Raw genomic sequence first — 18,825 nt, 5'->3', positions numbered from 1 at the left:
AATGACAGGATACTGTCATGATGACGAAGACGGTCCACCTCGCTCTCTACGACACGCTGGCCGACTGGGAGTTCGGGTACGCGACGGCGCAGATCAACACGCCGCAGTTCCAGAAGGTGCCCGGTCTCTACCAGGTGCGCACCGTCGGCGCGACGCTCGACCCGGTGACGTCCATCGGCGGCCTGCGGATCACGCCGGACCTGGTGTTGGCCGACGTCGACCCGGCGGACAGCGCGATGCTGATCCTGCCCGGCGCGGACACGTGGGAGAGCGGCGACAACGCGGTGTTCGCGACGGCGGCGCGGCGGTGGTTGGAGGCGGGTGTGCCGGTGGCGGCGATCTGCGGTGCGACGATCGGCCTGGCCGCCGAGGGCTTGTTGAACTCGCGTGAGCACGGTGGCAATGCGGTGGAGCAGCTGGCGGCGGTGCCCGGGTACACGGGTGCGGAACTCTTCAGCGGTGAACGCGCGGTTCGGGCGGATGGCCTCATCACGGCCGGTGCGGCGTCGGCACTGGAGTTCGCGCGGGAAATCTTCGTGGAGCTGGACCTGTACGAGCCGGCCGTGCTGGAGGCGTGGTACGGGCTGTACCGGACGGGCGACCCGGCGTGGTTCGGCAAGCTCGTCGCCGCGGTCTCGTGAGCGAGGTCGAACCGCGCACGGAGGCGGGGGACGTGCTGACCGAGGTCATCATGCGCACGTTCCGCCTCTACGGCGGCTTCCTGGAAGCGGCCGAGGTGATGACCAAGCCGGTCGGCCTGACCGCCGCGTGGTGGCAGGTGCTCGGCGCCGTCCTGCGGCAACCCCTGCCGGTGTCCGGCATCGCCCGGGAGATGAGCCTGACCAGGCAGAGCGTGCAGCGCATCGCCGACCTGCTGGTGGAGAAGGGCCTGGCCGAGTACCTGCCCAACCCGGCCCACAAACGCGCCAAACTGCTCCACCCGACCCCCGCGGGCTACGAGGCCGTCTCCCGCCTGGCCGAGGCGCAACACGCCTTCACCAACCGCATCTCGGCCCAGGTCGACCTGGACGACCTGCGCACGACGCTCAGGGTGATGGAACGCCTCGTCCACGCCTTGGAGACGGAGGCCTGACCTCACGTGTCCGAGTGACACGTGAGGTCAGGCGGTGCGGGCCAGGTCGGTGGTCAGGGCCGAGTGGTAGCGGTGGAGGATCAGTTCGGCGACTTCCGGGTCCGGGCCCAGGGGTGGGGCGATGATCGTGTCCGGGCCCGCCAGGCGGGTGACGCGGTCCGGGAGGAAGCCCGGGGCCAGGAACCACGACGCCACGGCGATGCGGCGGGCGCCTTGGGCACGCAGGCGGGCGACCGCCGTGGGCACGTCGGGCTGCGCGGAGGCGGCGAAGGCGGCTTCCACGCCGGCCCAGCCCGACCCCGCGGCCCAGCGGGCGGCGATGGACGAGACCAGGGCGTTGGCCGGCGCGTGGGACGAGCCCGCGCCGGCTAGGATCACGCCCAGCGTGCGGTCACGGGAACGGACTCCGACCGAGGCCAGGCGTCGCAACGCCGCCGACTCCAGCCGGGGATCGGGCCCGAGCACGTCGGCGATCGTCACGTCCAGGCCGGGCAAGCGGGCATCGGCCACGGCACTCGGCACGTCCACCCGCGCGTGGAAAGCCTTGCCCAGCAGCAACGGCACCACCACGGCTGAACGGTGACCGTCCGCGTACGCACCCCGTAGCACGTCACCCAGCAGTGGCACGGAAAGGTCCAGGAACGACCCCCGAACGTCCAACGACGGCGCCAGAGCCCGGACCACGTCCAGCAGCTCGTGCACCACCGCCGCCGACCGCGGGTCACGGCTGCCGTGCGCCACGGCCACCAACGCGGTCACAGCGCGCCCGTCAATCCGCGAGCCCGCAACACCGCCCGCTCCAACGGCCGGAACACCAGCAGTTCGATGCCCACGCCGACCAGCAGGATCAGGAAGATCGCCGCGATCACCATCGAGATGTCGTTCAGCGACGCCCCGTTGTGCAGGTATTGCCCCAAGCCCTCACCGAGCTGCGGTGACGTGGCGATGATCTCCGCCGCCATCAGCGACCGCCACGAGAACGCCCACCCCTGCTTCAACCCCGCCAGGTACCCGGGCAGCGCGGCGGGCAGCAGGATGTGCCGAGCGGCGGCGAGCCGACCCGCGCCCAACGCCTGACCGACCCGCGGCAGCAGCGGCGGGATCTGGTCGACGCCGGACACCAGGCCGTTCGCGATCGACGGCACCGAGCCCATCAGCACCACGAAGTAGATGGTCGCGGGCGTCGCGCCGAACCACAGGATGCCCGCCGGCACCCACGCCACCGAGGGCAGCGACTGCAGGCCGGTCAGCAGCGACCCGATGGCCGCCCGCACCACCCGCACCTTGGCGATCAGCAACCCGAGCGGCGTGGCGATCACCACGGCGGTGAGGAAGCCGAGCACGGCCCGGCTGACCGAGGTCCACAGCACCTCGAACGCCCGGCCGGTCTCGATCGCCTCGGCCACCGCCGCCCACACCGAAGCGGGCGACGGCAGCTGGTACTCCGGCCAGAACGCCGCCGCCCACAGCCCCTGCCACACGCCCAGCAGCAGCGCGAAGGCGATCAGCGGCGGCACCGCGGTGCGGATGAACCGCTTGCGCAGCGACGGGCGCTGCTCCTGCGACGGCGCGTCCAGCGCGTCCAGACCGGCGCCGACCGCGGCGAGGTCAGTGTCAAGCTGCGGCATGACCGCTGATCACCTCTCGCAGGTGGGACGTGATGTCCTCGATGACGGCGGGCTCGTCGCAGTCCACCGTGGACCACTCGCGGACCACGCGGCCGGGGCGCGAGGACAGCAGCACGACCCGCTGACCCAGCCGCACCGCCTCACGCACGTCGTGGGTGACGAACACGATCGCCGTCGACGTCTCCCGCCACACCCGCACCAGCTCCGCCTGGAGCACGTCGCGGGTGATGGCGTCCAGCGCGGCGAACGGCTCGTCCATCAGCAGCAGCCCGGGCGTGCCCTCCTCGGCGCTGCCCATCGTGGACGCCAAGGCGCGTGCCAGCGCCACGCGCTGCCGCATGCCACCGGACAGCTCGTGCGGGCGCTTGTGGCCCGCGCCGACCAGCCGCACCAGCGACAGCAGCTCGCCGGCCTTCTCCCGGCGCTCGCCCCGCTTGAGGCCCGCCAGCCGCAGCGGCAGCTCCACGTTGCGCGCCGCGGTCAGCCACGGCATCAGCGCGGCCTCCTGGAACATCACGGCGGGCCGTGACGTGGTCAGCTCGATCGTGCCGGAGGTGGGCGCGTCCAGCCCGGCGACCAGGTTCAGCAAGGTCGACTTGCCGCAGCCGGACGCGCCCAGCAGGCACACGAACTCGCCGGGAGCGACCTTCAGGTCGACGCCGTCGAGCGCGACGACGCCGGCCGGGCCGTGGCCGAAGACCTTGCGCACCCCGGACAAGGTCACCGCGGCGTCCAGATCGGACACGGCCGCTGGAGTCTCAAGCGTGGCGGTCATGGTGTGCCTGCCTTCCTCGAGTTACTTCTTGTCCAGCCCGGCGGTGTCCACGGTCGGCTTGCCCGCCGCCGAGAGCACCTTGTTCAGCAACGTGAAGTCGGCGAGCCCGGCCACGTCGGCGGCCTCCTTCGCCACACCCGCGGTCACCGCGTCCTCCGCCAACTGCGGGAAGCTCTTGGCCTGCGGGTCGACCGTCAGCTCGATGTTGTCGAACGCCCGGTTCAGCACCGGCTCGCCCAGCGCCTTGCCGGTGAGGTCCTTGAGCGCCTTGTTGACGATCTGCTTGGCCTCGACCTTGTTGTTCTGCGCGAAGTCCGTGGCCGCGAGGTGGCCGCGCAGCAGCGCCTCGACGGTCTGCGGGTGCTCCTGGAGGAACTTGGCGCGCACCAGCAGCACGGTGGTCGGGAACTTGCCGCCCTCCCACAGGGTCTTCTCGTCCAGCAGCACCTTCGCGCCCGCGTCGATCACCAGCCGCGACGACCACGGCTCCGGCGCCCACGCGCCGTGCACGTCGCCCTTCTTGAACAGGTCCAGCGACTGCGAGTTCTCCGTGTTGGTGACGTTGACCTGGTCGGCGCCCGTGCCGACGGCGAGCTTCTCGTCCGCCAGCCACTTCTTCAGCGCGACGTCCTGCGTGTTGCCGAGCTGCGGGGTGGTGATGACCTTGCCCTTGAGGTCGGCCACCGAGTTGATCTCCGGCTTGACCACGAGCTGGGCACCGCCGGACGTGGCGCCGGAGATGAGCCGCACCGCCTCGCCCTTGGACTTGGCGTAGGCGTTGATGGCCGGGCCGGAGCCGATGAACGTGGCGTCCAGCGATTCGCCGAGCAGCGCGTTCACCGCCTCGGGACCCGCGTTGAACGTCTGGGTGGTGAGCTTGGTGTTGCCGAGTTCCTTGGTGAACAGGCCCTTGTCGACGCCGATGAGCGCGGCGGCGTGGGTGACGTTCGGGAAGTAGCCGAGTCGGATCTCCGACGCCGCACCCTTGTCCTGGGCGGGGGCGGCGGTGTCGCCGCCACCGGCCCGGGAGCAGGCGGCGAGGGCGAGGAAGGCGGTGGCTATGGCCAGGGACTTGGTGAGGATGCGGCTGCTCACGGCGGCGGTTGGCCTTTCTGGGCTCAGGGACCGGGGGACACGAGGGCGTGGGTGTCGGGCAGGGCGGCGTCGCCGCCCTCGGTACAGCTGTCCACGCCGTCCACCTCCGGCAGCGGCGCACCCACGAGCCCGGCGGCCAGCGTGCTGCCGTCCGCGGCGTCGATGACCAGGAACGCGCCCGTGCGGCGGTCCTTGGTGTAGTCGTCCACCGGGATCGGCTCGGCGGTGCGCACCGCGACCTGGCCGATCTCGTTGAGCGACAGGGAGTCGGGCGCCTCGGTGCTGGCGAGCTTCTGCTCGTCGAACCGGGTGCGCAGCTCGGTCACGATCGCCTGCACGGTCCGCGTGCCGTGCTTGACCAGCACGCGGGCGCCCGGCGTCAGCGCCTTCTCCGACAGCCAGCACACGGTCGCCTCGAACTCGTCGGTCACCGTGGGCGGCTGCGCGGCGGTGGCGATCAGGTCGCCGCGCGAGATGTCCAGGTCGTGCGCCAGCAGCAGGGTCACCGACTGGCCGGCCGCGGCCTCCTGCAACGGGCCGTCCGCGGTGTCGATGCCCGTCACCGCTGACCGCAGGCCGGCGGGCAGCACGGCGATCTCGTCGCCGACCCGCACGGTGCCGGCCGCCACCTGACCCGCGTAACCGCGGTAGTCCGGGTGTTCCGGCGTGCGCGGGCGGATCACGTACTGCACCGGGAAGCGGAACGGCGCGTCGTGCGCGTCCGCGTCGACCGGCACCGACTCCAGGTGCTCCAGCAGCGTCGGCCCGTCGTACCAGGGCGTCCGCGTCGAGCGCTCCACCACGTTGTCACCGGCCAGCGCGGACACCGGGATCTCCACCACGGCGTCCTCGGCGTACCCGAGGGCGGTGGCGTGCGCGGTGAACTCCTTGGCGATGCGGGAGAACGTGACCTCGTCGAAGTCCACCAGGTCGATCTTGTTGACCGCCAGCACCAGGCGCGGCACGCCCAGCAGCGCCAGCACGGCCGCGTGCCGCCGGGTCTGCTCGATGACGCCCTTGCGCGCGTCGACCAGCAGCACGCCGAGCTGCGCGGTGGACGCGCCGGTCACCGTGTTGCGGGTGTACTGCACGTGCCCGGGGGTGTCGGCCAGCACGAACGAGCGCTTGGGCGTGGCGAAGTAGCGGTAGGCCACGTCGATGGTGATGCCCTGCTCGCGCTCCGACCGCAGGCCGTCCACCAGCAGCGACAGGTCCGGCGTGGTCAGGCCGCGGTCGGCGCTGGCGCGGTGCACCGCGTCCAGCGTGTCGGCCAGCACCGACTTGGTGTCGTACAGCAACCTGCCGACCAGCGTGGACTTGCCGTCGTCCACGCTGCCCGCCGTCGCCAACCTCAACAGGTCGCTCATCTAGAAGTAGCCCTCCCGCTTGCGGTCTTCCATGGCGGCCTCGGACAGCCGGTCGTCCGCGCGGGTCGCGCCGCGCTCGGTGAGCCTGCTGGCCGCCACCTCGGCGATGACGGCGGAGATGTCGGCGGCGTCGGACTCGACCGCGCCGGTGCACGACCCGTCGCCGACCGTGCGGTAGCGGACGGTCTTCTCGACCTTCTCCTCACCGTCGCGCGGACCGCCCCACGGGCCTTCCGCCAGCCACATCCCGTCACGCAGGTACACCTCGCGCCGGTGGGCGTAGTAGATCGACGGCAGCTCGATGCCCTCGCGGGCGATGTAGTGCCACACGTCCAGCTCGGTCCAGTTGGACAGCGGGAACACGCGGACGTGCTCGCCGGGGCGGTGCCGGCCGTTGTAGAGGTTCCACAGCTCCGGGCGCTGCCGGCGCGGCTCCCACTGGCCGAACGCGTTGCGCAGGCTGAAGATCCGCTCCTTGGCCCGGGCCCGCTCCTCGTCGCGGCGACCGCCGCCGAACACCGCGTCGAACTTGTGGTTGGTGATCGCGTCCAGCAGCGGCACGGTCTGCAAGGGGTTGCGGGTGCCGTCCGGGCGCTCGGCCAACCGGCCGTCGTCGATGTAGTCCTGCACCTTGGCGACTTCCAGCCGCAGCCCGTGCTGGGCCACGACCTTGTCGCGGAACTCGATGACTTCCTCGAAGTTGTGCCCGGTGTCCACGTGCAGCAGCGGGAACGGCACCGGCGCGGGCCAGAACGCCTTCACCGCCAGGTGCAGCAGGAGGGTCGAGTCCTTGCCGCCGGAGAACAGGATCACCGGCCGGTCGAACTCGCCCGCCACCTCGCGGAAGATGTGGATCGCCTCGGACTCCAGGCGGCCCAACGTGTCCAGAGCTGTCGCGGTGGTCATCCGTGCAACCCGCATTCGGTCTTGGCCAGGCCCGCCCACCGGCCGCTGCGGGCGTCGGCGCCCGGCAGCGGCTTCGCGGTGCACGGCGCGCAGCCGATGGAGGGGTAACCCGCCTGCACCAGGGGGTTCTCCAGGATCCCGTGCTCGGCGATGTAGGTGTTGAACAGCTCGTCGGACCACGGCGCGATCGGGTTGACCTTCACCAGCCCGTTGCGCTCGTCCCACTGCACGATCGGCGTGTTCGCCCGGGTCGGCGCGTCCACGCGGCGCACGCCCGTGACCCACGCGTCGTAGTTCTTCAGCGTCCGCTGCAACGGGATGACCTTGCGCAACTGGCAGCACCTGGTCGGGTCGGTCTTGTTCAGCAGGCCGAACTCGGCCTCCTGGTCGGCCACCGACTGCTCGGCCGCGGCGTTGACGATGTGCACCTCGGGGTAGACCAGGTCGACGGCGTCCCGCGTGCCGATGGTCTCGGCGAAGTGGTAGCCGGTCTCCAGGAACAGCACGTCCACGTCCGGCTTGACCTTGGTCGCCAGGTCGATCAGGACGGCGTCCTGCATGTTCGACGCGACGATCCAGCTCTCGCCGAACGTGCGGGCGGTCCACGCGAGCGCCTCTTCGGCACTGGCATCCGCCAGTTCGACCGAAGCGGCTTCCGCGATCACCTTCAGTTCCTCGACCCTGGTGGGGGCGGTCATCGCTGCACCTCCTGAGGAAGGTTGAGACCCACGAACTTGACGGTGAACACGCGGCGGCAGGAGGCGCACAGCCACGAGTAGCCGGGCTCCTCCTGCGGACGGAGGTCCTCATCGCCGCAGTACGGGCAGTAGAACGGCGTAGCGCGCTCGCTCATTTCAAGTCACCCTCGTCCGCGCGGGCGACCCACTGCGCGAACCGCTCGTCGTTCTCGCGCTTGGCCACGAAGTTGCGCACCACGCGCTCGACGTAGTCCGACAGCTCGGCGGCGGTGACCTTGTGGCCGCGCAGCTTGCGGCCGAACCCGGCGTCCAGGCCGAGCCCGCCGCCCAGGTGCACCTGGAAGCCCTCGACCTGCTTGCCGTCGGCGTCGGTGACGATCATGCCCTTGAGGCCGATGTCGGCGGTCTGGATGCGGGCGCACGAGTTCGGGCAGCCGTTGATGTGCACCGAGATCGGCTCCGTGACGCCCGCCACGACGTCGGCCAGCCGGGTCTCCAGCGCGGACACCAGGTCCACCGCCCGTGCCTTGGTCTCGACGATCGCGAGCTTGCAGAACTCGATGCCGGTGCACGCCATCACGCCACGCCGCCACGGCGACGGCTCGGTCTGCAGGCCCAGCTTCGCCAGGTCGGCCTGCAGGTTCTTCACCTCGGCCTCGGGCACGTCGAGCACCACGAGCTTCTGCTGGGGCGTCAACCGCACCCGGCTCGACCCGGCCCGCTCGACCACCTTGGCCACCTCGACCAGCGTGGAGCCGGACACCCGGCCCGCGATCGGGGCCGCGCCGACGTAGAACAGGCCGTCCTTCTGCTTGTGCACGCCGATGTGGTCACGGGGGATCGCGGGCACCTCGGGCGCGGGGCCGTCGATGAGCTTGCGGTTGAGGTACTCGTTCTCCAGCACCTCGCGGAACTTCTCGGCGCCCCAGTCGGCGACCAGGAACTTGATCCGGGCGCGGTGGCGCAGCCGGCGGTAGCCGTAGTCGCGGAAGACGCTGATCACGCCCTCCCACACGTCCGGCACCTCCTCGGACGGCACCCAGGCGCCCAACCGCTTGCCGATCATCGGGTTGGTGGAGAGGCCGCCGCCGACCCACAGGTCGAAGCCGGGACCGTGCTCGGGGTGGTCCACGCCGACGAACGCCACGTCGTGGATCTCGTGCGCCACGTCCGGCAGGCCCGAGATCGCCGTCTTGAACTTGCGTGGCAGGTTCGAGAAGCGCGGGTCACCGATGTAGCGGCGCAGGATCTCGTCGATCGCGGGCGTGCCGTCGACCACCTCGTCCTCGGCGATGCCCGCCACCGGCGAGCCGAGCACCACGCGCGGGCTGTCGCCGCAGGCCTCCATCGTGGTCAGGCCCGCGTCCTCCAGCTTCCGCCAGATCGTCGGGACGTCCTCGATGCGGATCCAGTGGTACTGCACGTTCTGCCGGTCGGTGATGTCGGCCGTGTCACGCGCGTAGGTCTGGGACAGCTCGCCGATCAGCGCGAGCTGGTGCGTGGTGAGCCTGCCGCCGTCGATGCGGACGCGCAGCATGAAGTACTCGTCGTCCAGCTCCTCCGGCTCCAGCGTCGCCGTGCGACCGCCGTCGATACCGGGCTTGCGCTGGGTGTAGAGGCCGTACCAGCGGAAACGGCCGCGCAGGTCGGCCGGGTCGATCGAGTCGAAGCCACCGTGGGCGTAGATGTTCTCGATCCGCGACCGGACGTTGAGCGGGTTGTCGTCCTTCTTGCTCCGCTCGTTCGGGTTCAGCGGCTCGCGGTAGCCCAGCGCCCACTGCCCCTCACCTCGGCGCTGCTTCGTGCGCTGAGGCGTCGTCGTCGGGGGGACCATCCTCGTCCTCCGGGGATTCGGGGCGCTGGTGCGCGTGCGAGTCCCGGCGGAGCTGTGGTGGGGGTCTCGTCAGCGCACCCGGCGCCGACGGGAACAAAAAGGCAGGCGCGGGTTATGCCGAACGACGGCACATCGCGCTGGAGACACGCCGGAAGTCGACGTGGCGGCGGACCACCAGGCGCACTCCGGTCGATGTCATGTCAGTCAGCGTGCCACGCGTCCACGTCGTGGTCCACCGGCATCCGCATCGTGGGACGGGGTTGCGCCGCTGGTAGGTGGGACAATGGGTGACATGCCCTCCGCTCTGCCGATCGGTGACCCCGCGCCCTCCGACGGCTCACTGCCCGCCTCCGCGCTCACCGGTCTGGGTGACCGCCCGTTCGGGGTGTACGTGCACGTGCCGTTCTGCGCCACCCGGTGCGGCTACTGCGACTTCAACACCTACACCGCCGGTGAGCTGGGCACTTCCGCGTCACCGGCGTCCTGGCTGGAGGGCCTGCGGCAGGAACTGGACCTCGCCGCGTCCGTGTTGGGCGACCCGCCGGCGGTGGACACGGTGTTCGTGGGCGGTGGCACACCGTCGCTGCTCGGCGCGTCCGGGCTGGGTCAGGTGCTCGACGCGGTGCGGTCGTCGTTCGGCCTCGCGCCGGGCGCGGAGGTCACCACGGAGTCCAACCCGGAGTCCACGTCGCCGGAGTTCTTCTCGGCCATCCGTGACGCTGGTTACACCCGGGTGTCGCTCGGCATGCAGTCGGCCGCCCGGCACGTGCTGGCCGTGCTCGACCGCGTGCACACCCCGGGCCGCCCGGTGGCCGCCGCCCGTGAGGCGCGTGCGGCCGGGTTCGAGCACGTGAACCTCGACCTGATCTACGGCACGCCGGGGGAGACCGTCGCGGACCTCCGGGCGTCGCTGGACGCCGTGCACAGCGCGGGCGTGGACCACGTCTCGGCGTACGCCTTGATCGTTGAGGAGGGCACCGCCCTGGCCCGCCGGGTGCGTCGCGGCGAACTGCCGATGCCCGACGACGACGTGCTCGCCGACAAGTACGAGCTGATCGACTCCGCCATGGCCGCACAGGGGCTGACCTGGTACGAGGTGTCGAACTGGGCCGCGTCGGCGGACGCCGCGTGCCGGCACAACCTGCTGTACTGGCAGGGCGCCGACTGGTGGGGCGCGGGCCCCGGCGCGCACAGCCACGTCGGCGGCGTGCGCTGGTGGAACGTCAAGCACCCGGCCAAGTACGCCGAACTGCTGGCCACCGGCACCTCACCCGCCGCCGGCCGCGAAATCCTCAGCGACGACGACCGCCGGGTGGAACGCGTCCTGCTGGAACTGCGCCTGGCCACCGGCCTCCCCCTGGACGTCCTGGACCCCGCCGCCCAAACCGAAGCCAAAACCGCCGCCGCCGACGGCCTGCTGGACCCGACCGCCCTCGACCAGGGCCGCTGCGTCCTCACCGACCGAGGCCGCCTGCTCGCCGACGCCGTCGTGCGCCGACTCACGTGATCACACCGGCTTCCCTGGTCACACCGGCTTCCCGGATCACTCCGGCTGCTCGACCCTCGCCGGCCGTCCGAACCCCTTCGAACGCCGTCCGAACCGCTCGATTGTCGGACCACGCCGGTAGAATCACGCCAAGGGTTCCCCTTGGCGGGGACCTGGGCGGAGCTGATCGTTCAGGGTGGTCGGCTCCTTCAGGGTGATCGACGCCGAGTGGCCGATCGTCCGGTAGCCCAGCGGGCCGTAGAGGCGGTCGACCTTGCCGTCCGGCTCGGTTTCCAGGAACGGCGTGCAGCCCGAGTCGAACACCCGCGCGGTCAGGTCGGCGCACACCGCCGAAGCGATGCCACGCCCCCGGAACGACGGCAGCACCGCGATCCCCGCCACCTGCGACAGCCGGTACCGCGGCGCGGTGTACACGCCCGCGCCCACCGGTTCGCCGTCCAGCCGGGCCAGCACGATCACGCCGTCGTCGCGCAACAGCGACCGCTGCCGCGCCACGTCCTCCGCGCCGGCCGTCCCGCCCACGCCGAACGCTGTGTTCTGCACCACGGACACCGCCAGCAGGTCGTCGTCCGACGTCACCGCCTCGACCGTCAACCCGGCCGGCACCGGCGGCGCGACCAGCGAGTCGATCGCCATCATCGGCAGCAGCTGGTCCACGGTGAACCCGGCCGCCTCCAGCGCCGCGTCCACCACCGGCGACGGTCGCAGGTACTCCAGCCGAGGCGTGCGCGACCGCGCCCGGAACGCCGCCACCAGCGCGTCCACCTCGGCACGTGTCGGCGCGGCGCCCTCGTCGGGCACGGCGTAGTTCATGAACAGGTTGTCGCTGTGCGCGTCGAAGCGGATCAGGAACGGTCCGACGCGGTCGGCGTCGGCCCTGATCGCGTCACGCAGGGCGGCCTGGATGCGGGTGAGCACACCGAACGCTAGCGCCGCACCGAAGCACGACGAACGGGTTTTCCGATCCGGGCCCGAACCTCCGTAAACTCAAGGTGAAGCAGCCCGGTCCGTCCCTGGAGGTGACGTGCGTGAACGCCGATGAGCGCCGGTTCGAGGTACTGCGCGCGATCGTCGCCGACTACGTGTCGAACCAGGAGCCGGTCGGCTCGAAAGCCCTGGTCGAACGGCACAACCTCGGCGTTTCGAGCGCGACCGTGCGCAACGACATGGCCTCCCTGGAGGAGGACGGGTACATCACCCAGCCGCACACCAGCGCCGGCCGCGTGCCGACCGACAAGGGCTACCGGTTGTTCGTGGACCGGCTCAGCGAGGTCAAGCCGCTGTCCACGCCCGAGCGCAGGGCCATCCAGAACTTCCTCGAAGGCGCCTACGACCTCGACGACGTGCTGCGCCGCAGCGTGCGGCTGCTGGCCCAGCTGACCCGCCAGGTCGCCGTCGTGCAGTACCCGACCCTGAGCCGCTCCACCGTCCGGCACATCGAAGTGCTCGCGATCACACCGGCCCGCCTGATGCTGGTGCTGATCACCGACACCGGCCGGGTCGACCAGCGCTCGGTCGACCTCGGCGACGTCGTCACCGAGGACAACGTGGCCCGCATCCGGTCCATGCTCAACGGCGCCATGGTCGGCAAGCGGCTGTCCGACGCCTCCGCCGAGGTCGCGAAGCTGCCCGACGAGGCGCCGGGCGACCTGCGCGACATCGTGCTGCGGGTCAGCACGGTGCTCATCGAATCGCTGGTGGAGCACCCCGAGGAACGCCTGGTGCTGGGTGGCACGGCGAACCTCACCCGCAACGTGGCAGACTTCCCCGGTTCGCTGCGCCAGGTGCTCGAGGCGCTGGAGGAGCAGGTCGTGGTGCTCAAGCTGCTCGCCACCGCCCGCGACCCGGGCCGGATCCTGGTGCACATCGGCGAGGAGAACGAAGCGGCCGAGATGCGCAGCACCTCGGTCGTGTCCATCGGCTACGGCAGCCGGGACAACCTGCTCGGCGGCATGGGCGTGGTCGGGCCGACCCGCATGGACTACCCCGGCACGATGGCGGCGGTGCGAGCGGTCGCCAACTACGTGGGTGAGATCTTGACCGGACGGTGACGGCGGGGGAACACCGCGGTCCCGCAGGACGTTCCGCAAGCGAGCGGGCGCGTGTCGAAGCGCGTTCGCAGGAGGAAACACGGTGGCGAGGGACTACTACGGCACGCTCGGGGTCGCCAAGAACGCGACTCCCGACGAGATCAAGCGCGCCTACCGCAAGCTCGCGCGGCAGCTGCACCCCGACGTCAACCCCAACGAGGAAGCGCGCTTCAAGGAGGTGACCGCCGCCTACGAGGTCCTGTCGGACCCGAAGAAGCGGCAGGTCGTCGACCTGGGCGGCGACCCGTTGGAACCGGGCGGCGGCGGTGGCGGCGGCATGCGCGACCCGTTCGCGGGATTCGGTCTCGGCGACATCATGGACGCCTTCTTCGGCGCGGGCGGCGGTGGCGGACGCGGTCCGCGCAGCCGCGTGCAGCCCGGCTCGGACGCGCTCATCCGGCTGTCGATGACCCTGGAGGAGTGCGCGGCCGGTGCGTCGCGCGAACTCACCGTGGACACGGCGATCCTGTGCGACCGGTGCGTCGGCAGCGGCTGCGCCGAGGGCTCGTCGCCCGTGCGCTGCGACACGTGCGGCGGTCGGGGCGAGGTGCAGTCGGTGCAGCGCTCGTTCCTGGGTCAGGTCGTCACGGCCCGACCGTGCCCGGTGTGCCGCGGTCTCGGCGAGGTCATCCCGGACCCGTGCCAGCAGTGCGCGGGCGAGGGCCGGGTCCGTTCGCGGCGCACCATCTCGGTGCAGATCCCGGCCGGTGTCGCGGAGGGCATGCGGGTGCGGCTCGCGGGCCAGGGCGAGGTCGGCCCCGGCGGCGGACCGGCCGGTGACCTCTACGTCGAGGTCGAGGAGGTGCCGCACGAGGTCTTCGAGCGTGACGGCGCGAACCTGCACTGCTCCGTGCGCATCCCCATGACGACGGCCGCGCTGGGCGCGGTGCTGCCGCTGCAGACGCTGGACGGCGAGGAGGAGCTGGAGATCGAGCCCGGCACCCAGCCGAACACCGAGCTGGTGCTCACCGGGCGCGGCATGCCCCGGCTGCGGTCCAGCGGTCGCATCGACGGCCGCGGCGACCTGCACGTGCACCTCGAAGTCGTCACGCCGACCAAGCTGGACGCCCGGCAGGCCGACCTGCTGCGCGAGCTGGCCGTCGTGCGCGGCGAGGACGAGCCGACGCTCGCGCACAACGGCAAGGGTGGCGGCGGGCTGTTCTCGCGGCTGCGGGCCGGCCGCAACCACCGGTGACGCTGCCGGTCTTCCTGGTTGCCGCGCTGCCGCCCGGTGACTCCGCCGTCCTGGACGGTCCGGAGGGGCGGCACGCGGCCACCGTGCGCCGGTTGCGCGCCGGGGAGGAGCTGGTGCTCTCCGACGGCACGGGCGCCCAGGTGCGGTGCGTGGTCGAGGAGGCGTTCAAGGACTCCTTGCGGCTGCGCGTGGCCGAGCGGTGGGTCGTGCCGGAGCCATCCGTGCGGGTGGTGGTGGCGCAGGCGCTGGTGAAGGGCGACCGGGGTGAGCTGGCCGTGGAGCTGGCCACCGAGGCGGGCGTGGACGGGGTCGTGCCTTGGCGTGCCTCGCGCTGCGTGACGAAGTGGGAGGACGGGCCGCGGGGGGCGAAGGCGCTCGAACGCTGGCGCAGCACCGCCCGTGAGGCGGCCAAGCAGGCCCGCCGGGCACGCGTGCCGTCCGTCTCCGAACCCGTTTCGACGTCCGGGCTCGTGCGGTTGGCGTCGTCCGCGACGGTCACTTTGGTTTTGCACGAATCCGCTTCCGCCGGACTCGGATCGGTTCAGTTGCCCGCTTCGGGTGATGTGCTGCTGGTCGTCGGACCTGAAGGTGGCATCACCGACGAGGAATTGTCCGCGTTGACCGGGGTCGGCGCGCACGTTGTGCGACTGGGTCCTACCGTTCTGCGAGCGTCGACCGCGGCGGCGGTCGCTTTGGGTGCGCTGGGTGTGCTGACCGATCGCTGGCGGTAATTGGGCTTGCTCCCTTCTGGCGAACACCCGAAGTAGGGGTTACGCTCATGGGCAGAGGGGTTGCATTGGTCTAGGCGCGATCGGCCCCTCGGCCAGACTCGCCGGACACCTCCCCCCTCGGTCCGGCGCCGCCGCGTCGCGGTGGGACGACCCCCAGGTCCCACCGCGACGCGGCCTCTTTTTTGCCTCCAAGGGGTTTCGATTGCGCATCGTCTACGGACCGCACCCGAGCCAGTTCGGCGAGTTTTCCTCGCCATCCGGTGAATCGTTTCCGGTCGTGGTGGTAATCCATGGTGGTTTTTGGCATCAGCGTTATGGATTGGCGCTCGGCCGTCCCCTGGCCGCCGACCTGGTCGAACACGGCGTGGCCGCGTACAACATCGAGTACCGGCGGGTAACCGGAGGTGGCGGCTGGCCCGCGACCGGGGACGACGTCCTCGCCGCCATCGACGCCCTCGACCCGGCCCTCGGCCCCGTGGTCACGCTGGGTCACTCCGCCGGTGGCCACCTGGCCGTCTGGGCCGCCGCCCGCCACCCGCGCGTCGTCGGCGCGGTCGCCCAGGCGGGCGTGCTCGACTTCCTCCAGCACCCGCAGATCACCCGCCGTGCCGCCGAACTGCTCGGCGGCACCCCGGCCGAGGTACCCGACCGCTACGCCGACGCGTCACCCGCCGCCCAGCTCCCCATCGCGAAACCCCTGATCCTGGTCCACGGCACGGACGACGAGGACGTCCCGTTCGCGCAGAGCGAGGCCTTCGCCCGCGCCTCCGGCGCCGAGCTGATCGCCCTCCCCGCCACCGACCACATGTCCCTGATCACGCCGGGCACCCCGGCCTGGACCACCTGCCGCACCGCCACCCTCCGCCTCGCCCGGGAGTCGTGCGCTCACGCCGCGCGCGTCCTACGTTCAGACCGCGCGTGTCCTACGATCGGAACACCCGAGTTCAACGCTCAGGACGGCGGCAGCGGCACGGGTCGGTAGCCTGCGGAGCCATGTCCGACTGCCTGTTCTGCCGCATCGTCGCCCGCGAGATCCCGGCGACCGTGGTGCACGAGACCGACACCACGCTGGCGTTCCGCGACATCGCACCCCAAGCGCCGACGCACGTCGTGCTGGTGCCGAAGGTGCACGCACCCGACGCCGCGGCCCTGGCCGCCGCCGCGCCCACCGTGCTGGACGACCTGTTCCTGGCCGCCGGCGAGGTGGCCAAGTCCGAGGGCGTCGCCGACAGCGGCTACCGGCTGCTGTTCAACACCGGCGAGGACGCGGGCCAGACCGTCTTCCACGCCCACCTGCACGTCCTCGGCGGCAGGCGGCTCGGCCCCTTGGCCTAGTCCTAACCGAGGGCCTGCATCACCGGCGCGTAGAGCCGCGCGCGGTCACCGCTGAACGCCCCGCGCACCATCAGCTCGGCGGTGAACCGCGGCACCACGCCGTGCGCCTCCAACCACGCGCCCAACGCCGGATCCCGCACGTCCACCCGCACCGTCGCACCCACCGCCACGTCCGCGACCAACTCCGCCGCACGAGCCACCGAGGGCGCCACCACCGGCCCCACCATCGTCACCGGCCCGTTGAGCCACGTCGCCACGAACCCGTCGTCAGCCACCCTGACCTGCGACGCGAACCCGAACAGCGCACCCCACATCGCCGACCGGTCGGCGCCGAACACCTCGGCGTCGACCGCCACCACCCGCGCCCGGTCCGCCTCGGCCACCGGCCGCGACGTGCCCGAAGCCGTCCCGCCGAACGCCCCGACGTGCGCCGTCACCACGCCCACCGACCGGAAACCGAGCTTCTCGTACAACGGCTTGCCGTACGAAGTCGCGTGCAGCGACACCACCGGCGCGTCCGCGAACGCCAACGCGTGCTCCACCAGCCGCCGCCCCAACCCGCGCCCACCGTGGCTCGACGCCACCAGCACCATGCTCACCGCCGCGTGCTCGTCACCGAACCGGGTGACGATCGTGGTGCCGACCAGCTCATCACCGTCGAACAGCCCGAACCCGGTGCCGACCCGCAGCAGGAACGCCCACTTCTCCGGTTCCTCCGACCAGCCCCGGTCCGATCCGAGGCGGAGGCAGGCGGGCAGGTCGTCCGGGGTGAGCACGCGCAAGGTCTCCACGCCCCCGAGTACACCCGCCGTGTCCAACCCGTTTCTTACTCCGGTGCGGACTGTCGGTGCCGGCGGCTAGCATCGGGAGCGATAGGTCGACTTCACCCGAGCACGGCGCGAACGCGCAGGAAGAGGGCCCGAGGCCACGTGGCCGGTACCGACGACAACACGCCGCAGGCAGCCACCACCGCGGCCGACGCCCAATCCAAGTTCGCCGTGCCGGACGGCGCGGTGCTCGCCCTGCTCGGATCGCGCGACGAGAACCTCCGGCTCGCCGAGGAACTGCTGGTCGCCGACGTGCACGTGCGCGGCAACGAGATCACGCTCTCCGGTCAGCCCGCCGACGTGGCGTTCGCCGAACGCGTGTTCTCCGAACTGGTCACCCTCGCCAGCCGCGGCCAGCAGGTAGGCCCCGACACGGTCCGCCGCACGGTCGCGATGCTGTCCGCGGGCACCACGGAGTCGCCCGCCGAGGTGCTGAGCCTCGACATCATCAGCAGGCGCGGCCGCACCATCCGGCCCAAGACGCTGAACCAGAAGCACTACGTGGACGCGATCGACCAGAACACCGTGGTGTTCGGCATCGGTCCCGCGGGCACCGGCAAGACGTACCTCGCCATGGCCAAGGCCGTGCAGGCGCTGCAGGCCAAGCAGGTCAACCGGATCATCCTGACCAGGCCGGCGGTCGAGGCGGGCGAGCGGCTGGGCTACCTGCCGGGCACGCTGTACGAGAAGATCGACCCGTACCTGCGCCCCCTGTACGACGCGCTGCACGACATGGTCGACCCCGAGTCCATCCCGCGCCTCACCCAGGCGGGCACGATCGAGGTCGCCCCATTGGCCTATATGCGGGGTCGGACCCTCAATGATGCGTTCATCATCCTGGACGAGGCGCAGAACACGACGCCCGAACAGATGAAGATGTTCCTCACCCGGTTGGGTTTCGGGTCGAAGATCGTGGTGACCGGTGACATCACGCAGGTCGACCTGCCCGGTGGGCAACGCAGCGGGTTGAAGGTCGTCAAGGACATCCTCGAAGGCGTGGACGACGTCCACTTCTCCATCCTGACCAGCAGTGACGTGGTCCGCCACCGGCTGGTCGCGGACATCGTGGACGCCTACGAGAAGTGGCAGGTCGAGCAGGACGAGGGCGACGCGGCGGACCGGCACCAGCACCACGCCGGACCCGGTGCGAGGTCGCGCGGGCAACGCCGGGGACGATAGGCGCCGTGAGCATCGAGATCGCGAACGAGTCGGGCGTGAACGTGGACGAGCCGTCCATCGTCGCCGCTGCCCGGTTCGCCCTGGACCGGATGGGCGTCAGCCCGTTGGCCGAGCTGTCCGTCCTGCTGGTGGAGCTGGACGTGATGGCGGACCTGCACCAGCGCTGGATGGACCTGCCCGGCCCCACGGACGTGATGGCGTTCCCGATGGACGAGCTGGACTCGGCGCGCCGCCCGGACGCCACGGGCCTCGGCCCGGCGCTGCTCGGCGACATCGTGCTGTGCCCGGACTTCGCCAAGGACCAGGCCAAGAAGGCGGGCCACAGCCTGCTGGACGAACTGCACCTGCTGACCGTGCACGGCGTGCTGCACCTGCTCGGGTACGACCACGCCGAGCCCGCCGAGGAGCGGGAGATGTTCACGTTGCAGAACCGCATCCTGGGCGACTTCCGCACCGCGGCGGCCGAGGCGGAGCGCAAGTCGGCGCAGCGCGAGGCCGACTCGAAGCTCCTCGGGGCGGTCGGCCTGGAGGACCAGGACCGGCCCGAGCCGACGGCCTGAGGCGG

The 18,825-nt window shown here is 71.4% G+C and carries 21 protein-coding genes; 10 read left to right on the top strand and 11 right to left on the bottom strand.

Going from position 1 to position 18,825, the window contains the following annotated elements; all coding sequences use genetic code 11:
* Window positions 1–20 precede the first annotated feature (20 nt).
* Window positions 21–641 carry a DJ-1/PfpI family protein gene (locus B0I31_RS10080; RefSeq protein WP_245949787.1) on the top strand — a complete coding sequence of 207 codons (621 nt, stop codon included), beginning with the start codon at window positions 21–23 and terminating at the stop codon, window positions 639–641.
* Window positions 638–1,093 carry a MarR family winged helix-turn-helix transcriptional regulator gene (locus B0I31_RS10075; RefSeq protein WP_245949786.1) on the top strand — a complete coding sequence of 152 codons (456 nt, stop codon included), beginning with the start codon at window positions 638–640 and terminating at the stop codon, window positions 1,091–1,093. The genes B0I31_RS10080 and B0I31_RS10075 overlap by 4 nt, the downstream gene beginning before the upstream one ends.
* A 27-nt stretch (window positions 1,094–1,120) precedes the next feature.
* Here B0I31_RS10075 and B0I31_RS10070 read toward each other — a convergent pair whose 3' ends face one another.
* The 9 genes from B0I31_RS10070 to B0I31_RS10030 are packed head-to-tail and all read right to left on the bottom strand — an operon-like array spanning window position 1,121 to window position 9,396.
* Window positions 1,121–1,852 (bottom strand): sirohydrochlorin chelatase, encoded by a 732-nt coding sequence (locus B0I31_RS10070; RefSeq protein ID WP_106615058.1) that lies wholly within the window; start codon window positions 1,850–1,852, stop codon window positions 1,121–1,123.
* Window positions 1,849–2,721 carry an ABC transporter permease gene (locus B0I31_RS10065; RefSeq protein ID WP_106615057.1) on the bottom strand — a complete coding sequence of 291 codons (873 nt, stop codon included), beginning with the start codon at window positions 2,719–2,721 and terminating at the stop codon, window positions 1,849–1,851. The genes B0I31_RS10070 and B0I31_RS10065 overlap by 4 nt, the downstream gene beginning before the upstream one ends.
* Window positions 2,708–3,496, bottom strand: coding sequence for an ABC transporter ATP-binding protein (locus B0I31_RS10060; RefSeq protein ID WP_106615056.1), 789 nt, complete (start codon window positions 3,494–3,496; stop codon window positions 2,708–2,710). Before B0I31_RS10060 ends, B0I31_RS10065 begins: the two co-directional genes overlap by 14 nt.
* Window positions 3,497–3,517: 21 nt before the next feature.
* Window positions 3,518–4,591, bottom strand: a complete 1,074-nt coding sequence (locus tag B0I31_RS10055) for an ABC transporter substrate-binding protein (protein ID WP_106615055.1) — start codon at window positions 4,589–4,591, stop codon at window positions 3,518–3,520.
* A gap of 23 nt (window positions 4,592–4,614) precedes the next feature.
* Complete coding sequence (locus tag B0I31_RS10050; RefSeq protein ID WP_106615054.1) at window positions 4,615–5,958, bottom strand: sulfate adenylyltransferase subunit 1; 1,344 nt, start codon at window positions 5,956–5,958, stop codon at window positions 4,615–4,617.
* The gene (gene cysD, locus B0I31_RS10045) at window positions 5,959–6,864 is read right to left on the bottom strand and encodes a sulfate adenylyltransferase subunit CysD (RefSeq protein WP_245949785.1); all 906 of its coding nucleotides are present in this window, start codon (window positions 6,862–6,864) and stop codon (window positions 5,959–5,961) included. It abuts the gene before it with no gap.
* On the bottom strand, window positions 6,861–7,562 hold the full coding sequence (locus B0I31_RS10040; protein ID WP_106615052.1) for a phosphoadenylyl-sulfate reductase: 702 nt from the start codon (window positions 7,560–7,562) through the stop codon (window positions 6,861–6,863). Before B0I31_RS10040 ends, cysD begins: the two co-directional genes overlap by 4 nt.
* Window positions 7,559–7,717, bottom strand: a complete 159-nt coding sequence (locus B0I31_RS10035) for an Insertion element protein (RefSeq protein ID WP_106615051.1) — start codon at window positions 7,715–7,717, stop codon at window positions 7,559–7,561. Before B0I31_RS10035 ends, B0I31_RS10040 begins: the two co-directional genes overlap by 4 nt.
* Entirely contained in the window at window positions 7,714–9,396 is a 1,683-nt protein-coding gene (locus tag B0I31_RS10030; protein WP_106615050.1) for a nitrite/sulfite reductase, read from the bottom strand. The genes B0I31_RS10035 and B0I31_RS10030 overlap by 4 nt, the downstream gene beginning before the upstream one ends.
* A 292-nt stretch (window positions 9,397–9,688) precedes the next feature.
* Here B0I31_RS10030 and hemW point away from each other — a divergent pair, with 292 nt between their 5' ends.
* The gene (gene hemW / locus B0I31_RS10025) at window positions 9,689–10,903 is read left to right on the top strand and encodes a radical SAM family heme chaperone HemW (protein ID WP_106615411.1); all 1,215 of its coding nucleotides are present in this window, start codon (window positions 9,689–9,691) and stop codon (window positions 10,901–10,903) included.
* Between the two features lie 123 nt (window positions 10,904–11,026).
* Here hemW and B0I31_RS10020 read toward each other — a convergent pair whose 3' ends face one another.
* A complete protein-coding gene (locus tag B0I31_RS10020) occupies window positions 11,027–11,821 on the bottom strand; it encodes a GNAT family N-acetyltransferase (protein WP_106615049.1) in 795 nt (264 codons plus the stop codon).
* 110 nt (window positions 11,822–11,931) lie between these two features.
* On the opposite strand from B0I31_RS10020, the gene hrcA reads away from it, so the two are divergent.
* The 5 genes from hrcA (at window position 11,932) to B0I31_RS09995 (ending at window position 16,254) form a co-directional block, all read left to right on the top strand.
* Window positions 11,932–12,954: a heat-inducible transcriptional repressor HrcA gene (hrcA, locus tag B0I31_RS10015; protein ID WP_106615410.1), complete on the top strand. Its 1,023-nt coding sequence runs from the start codon at window positions 11,932–11,934 to the stop codon at window positions 12,952–12,954.
* Between the two features lie 82 nt (window positions 12,955–13,036).
* A complete protein-coding gene (gene dnaJ / locus B0I31_RS10010; protein ID WP_106615048.1) occupies window positions 13,037–14,188 on the top strand; it encodes a molecular chaperone DnaJ in 1,152 nt (383 codons plus the stop codon).
* Window positions 14,185–14,919 (top strand): 16S rRNA (uracil(1498)-N(3))-methyltransferase, encoded by a 735-nt coding sequence (locus B0I31_RS10005; RefSeq protein ID WP_106615047.1) that lies wholly within the window; start codon window positions 14,185–14,187, stop codon window positions 14,917–14,919. Before dnaJ ends, B0I31_RS10005 begins: the two co-directional genes overlap by 4 nt.
* Window positions 14,920–15,238: 319 nt before the next feature.
* Entirely contained in the window at window positions 15,239–15,901 is a 663-nt protein-coding gene (locus tag B0I31_RS10000) for an alpha/beta hydrolase family protein (protein WP_245949784.1), read from the top strand.
* Window positions 15,902–15,912: 11 nt separating this feature from the next.
* Complete coding sequence (locus tag B0I31_RS09995; RefSeq protein WP_106615045.1) at window positions 15,913–16,254, top strand: histidine triad nucleotide-binding protein; 342 nt, start codon at window positions 15,913–15,915, stop codon at window positions 16,252–16,254.
* 2 nt (window positions 16,255–16,256) lie between these two features.
* Here B0I31_RS09995 and B0I31_RS09990 read toward each other — a convergent pair whose 3' ends face one another.
* A complete protein-coding gene (locus tag B0I31_RS09990; protein WP_106615044.1) occupies window positions 16,257–17,045 on the bottom strand; it encodes a GNAT family N-acetyltransferase in 789 nt (262 codons plus the stop codon).
* Between the two features lie 138 nt (window positions 17,046–17,183).
* On the opposite strand from B0I31_RS09990, the gene B0I31_RS09985 reads away from it, so the two are divergent.
* Window positions 17,184–18,260 (top strand): PhoH family protein, encoded by a 1,077-nt coding sequence (locus tag B0I31_RS09985; RefSeq protein WP_106615043.1) that lies wholly within the window; start codon window positions 17,184–17,186, stop codon window positions 18,258–18,260.
* Between the two features lie 5 nt (window positions 18,261–18,265).
* Window positions 18,266–18,820 (top strand): rRNA maturation RNase YbeY, encoded by a 555-nt coding sequence (ybeY, locus tag B0I31_RS09980; RefSeq protein WP_106615042.1) that lies wholly within the window; start codon window positions 18,266–18,268, stop codon window positions 18,818–18,820.
* Window positions 18,821–18,825 lie beyond the last annotated feature (5 nt).

The organism is Saccharothrix carnea (genome assembly GCF_003014735.1).
GTDB lineage: Bacteria > Actinomycetota > Actinomycetes > Mycobacteriales > Pseudonocardiaceae > Actinosynnema > Actinosynnema carneum.
The sequence above is the reverse complement of the archived record's forward strand: the minus strand, read 5'-3'. Positions and strand labels throughout refer to the sequence as shown.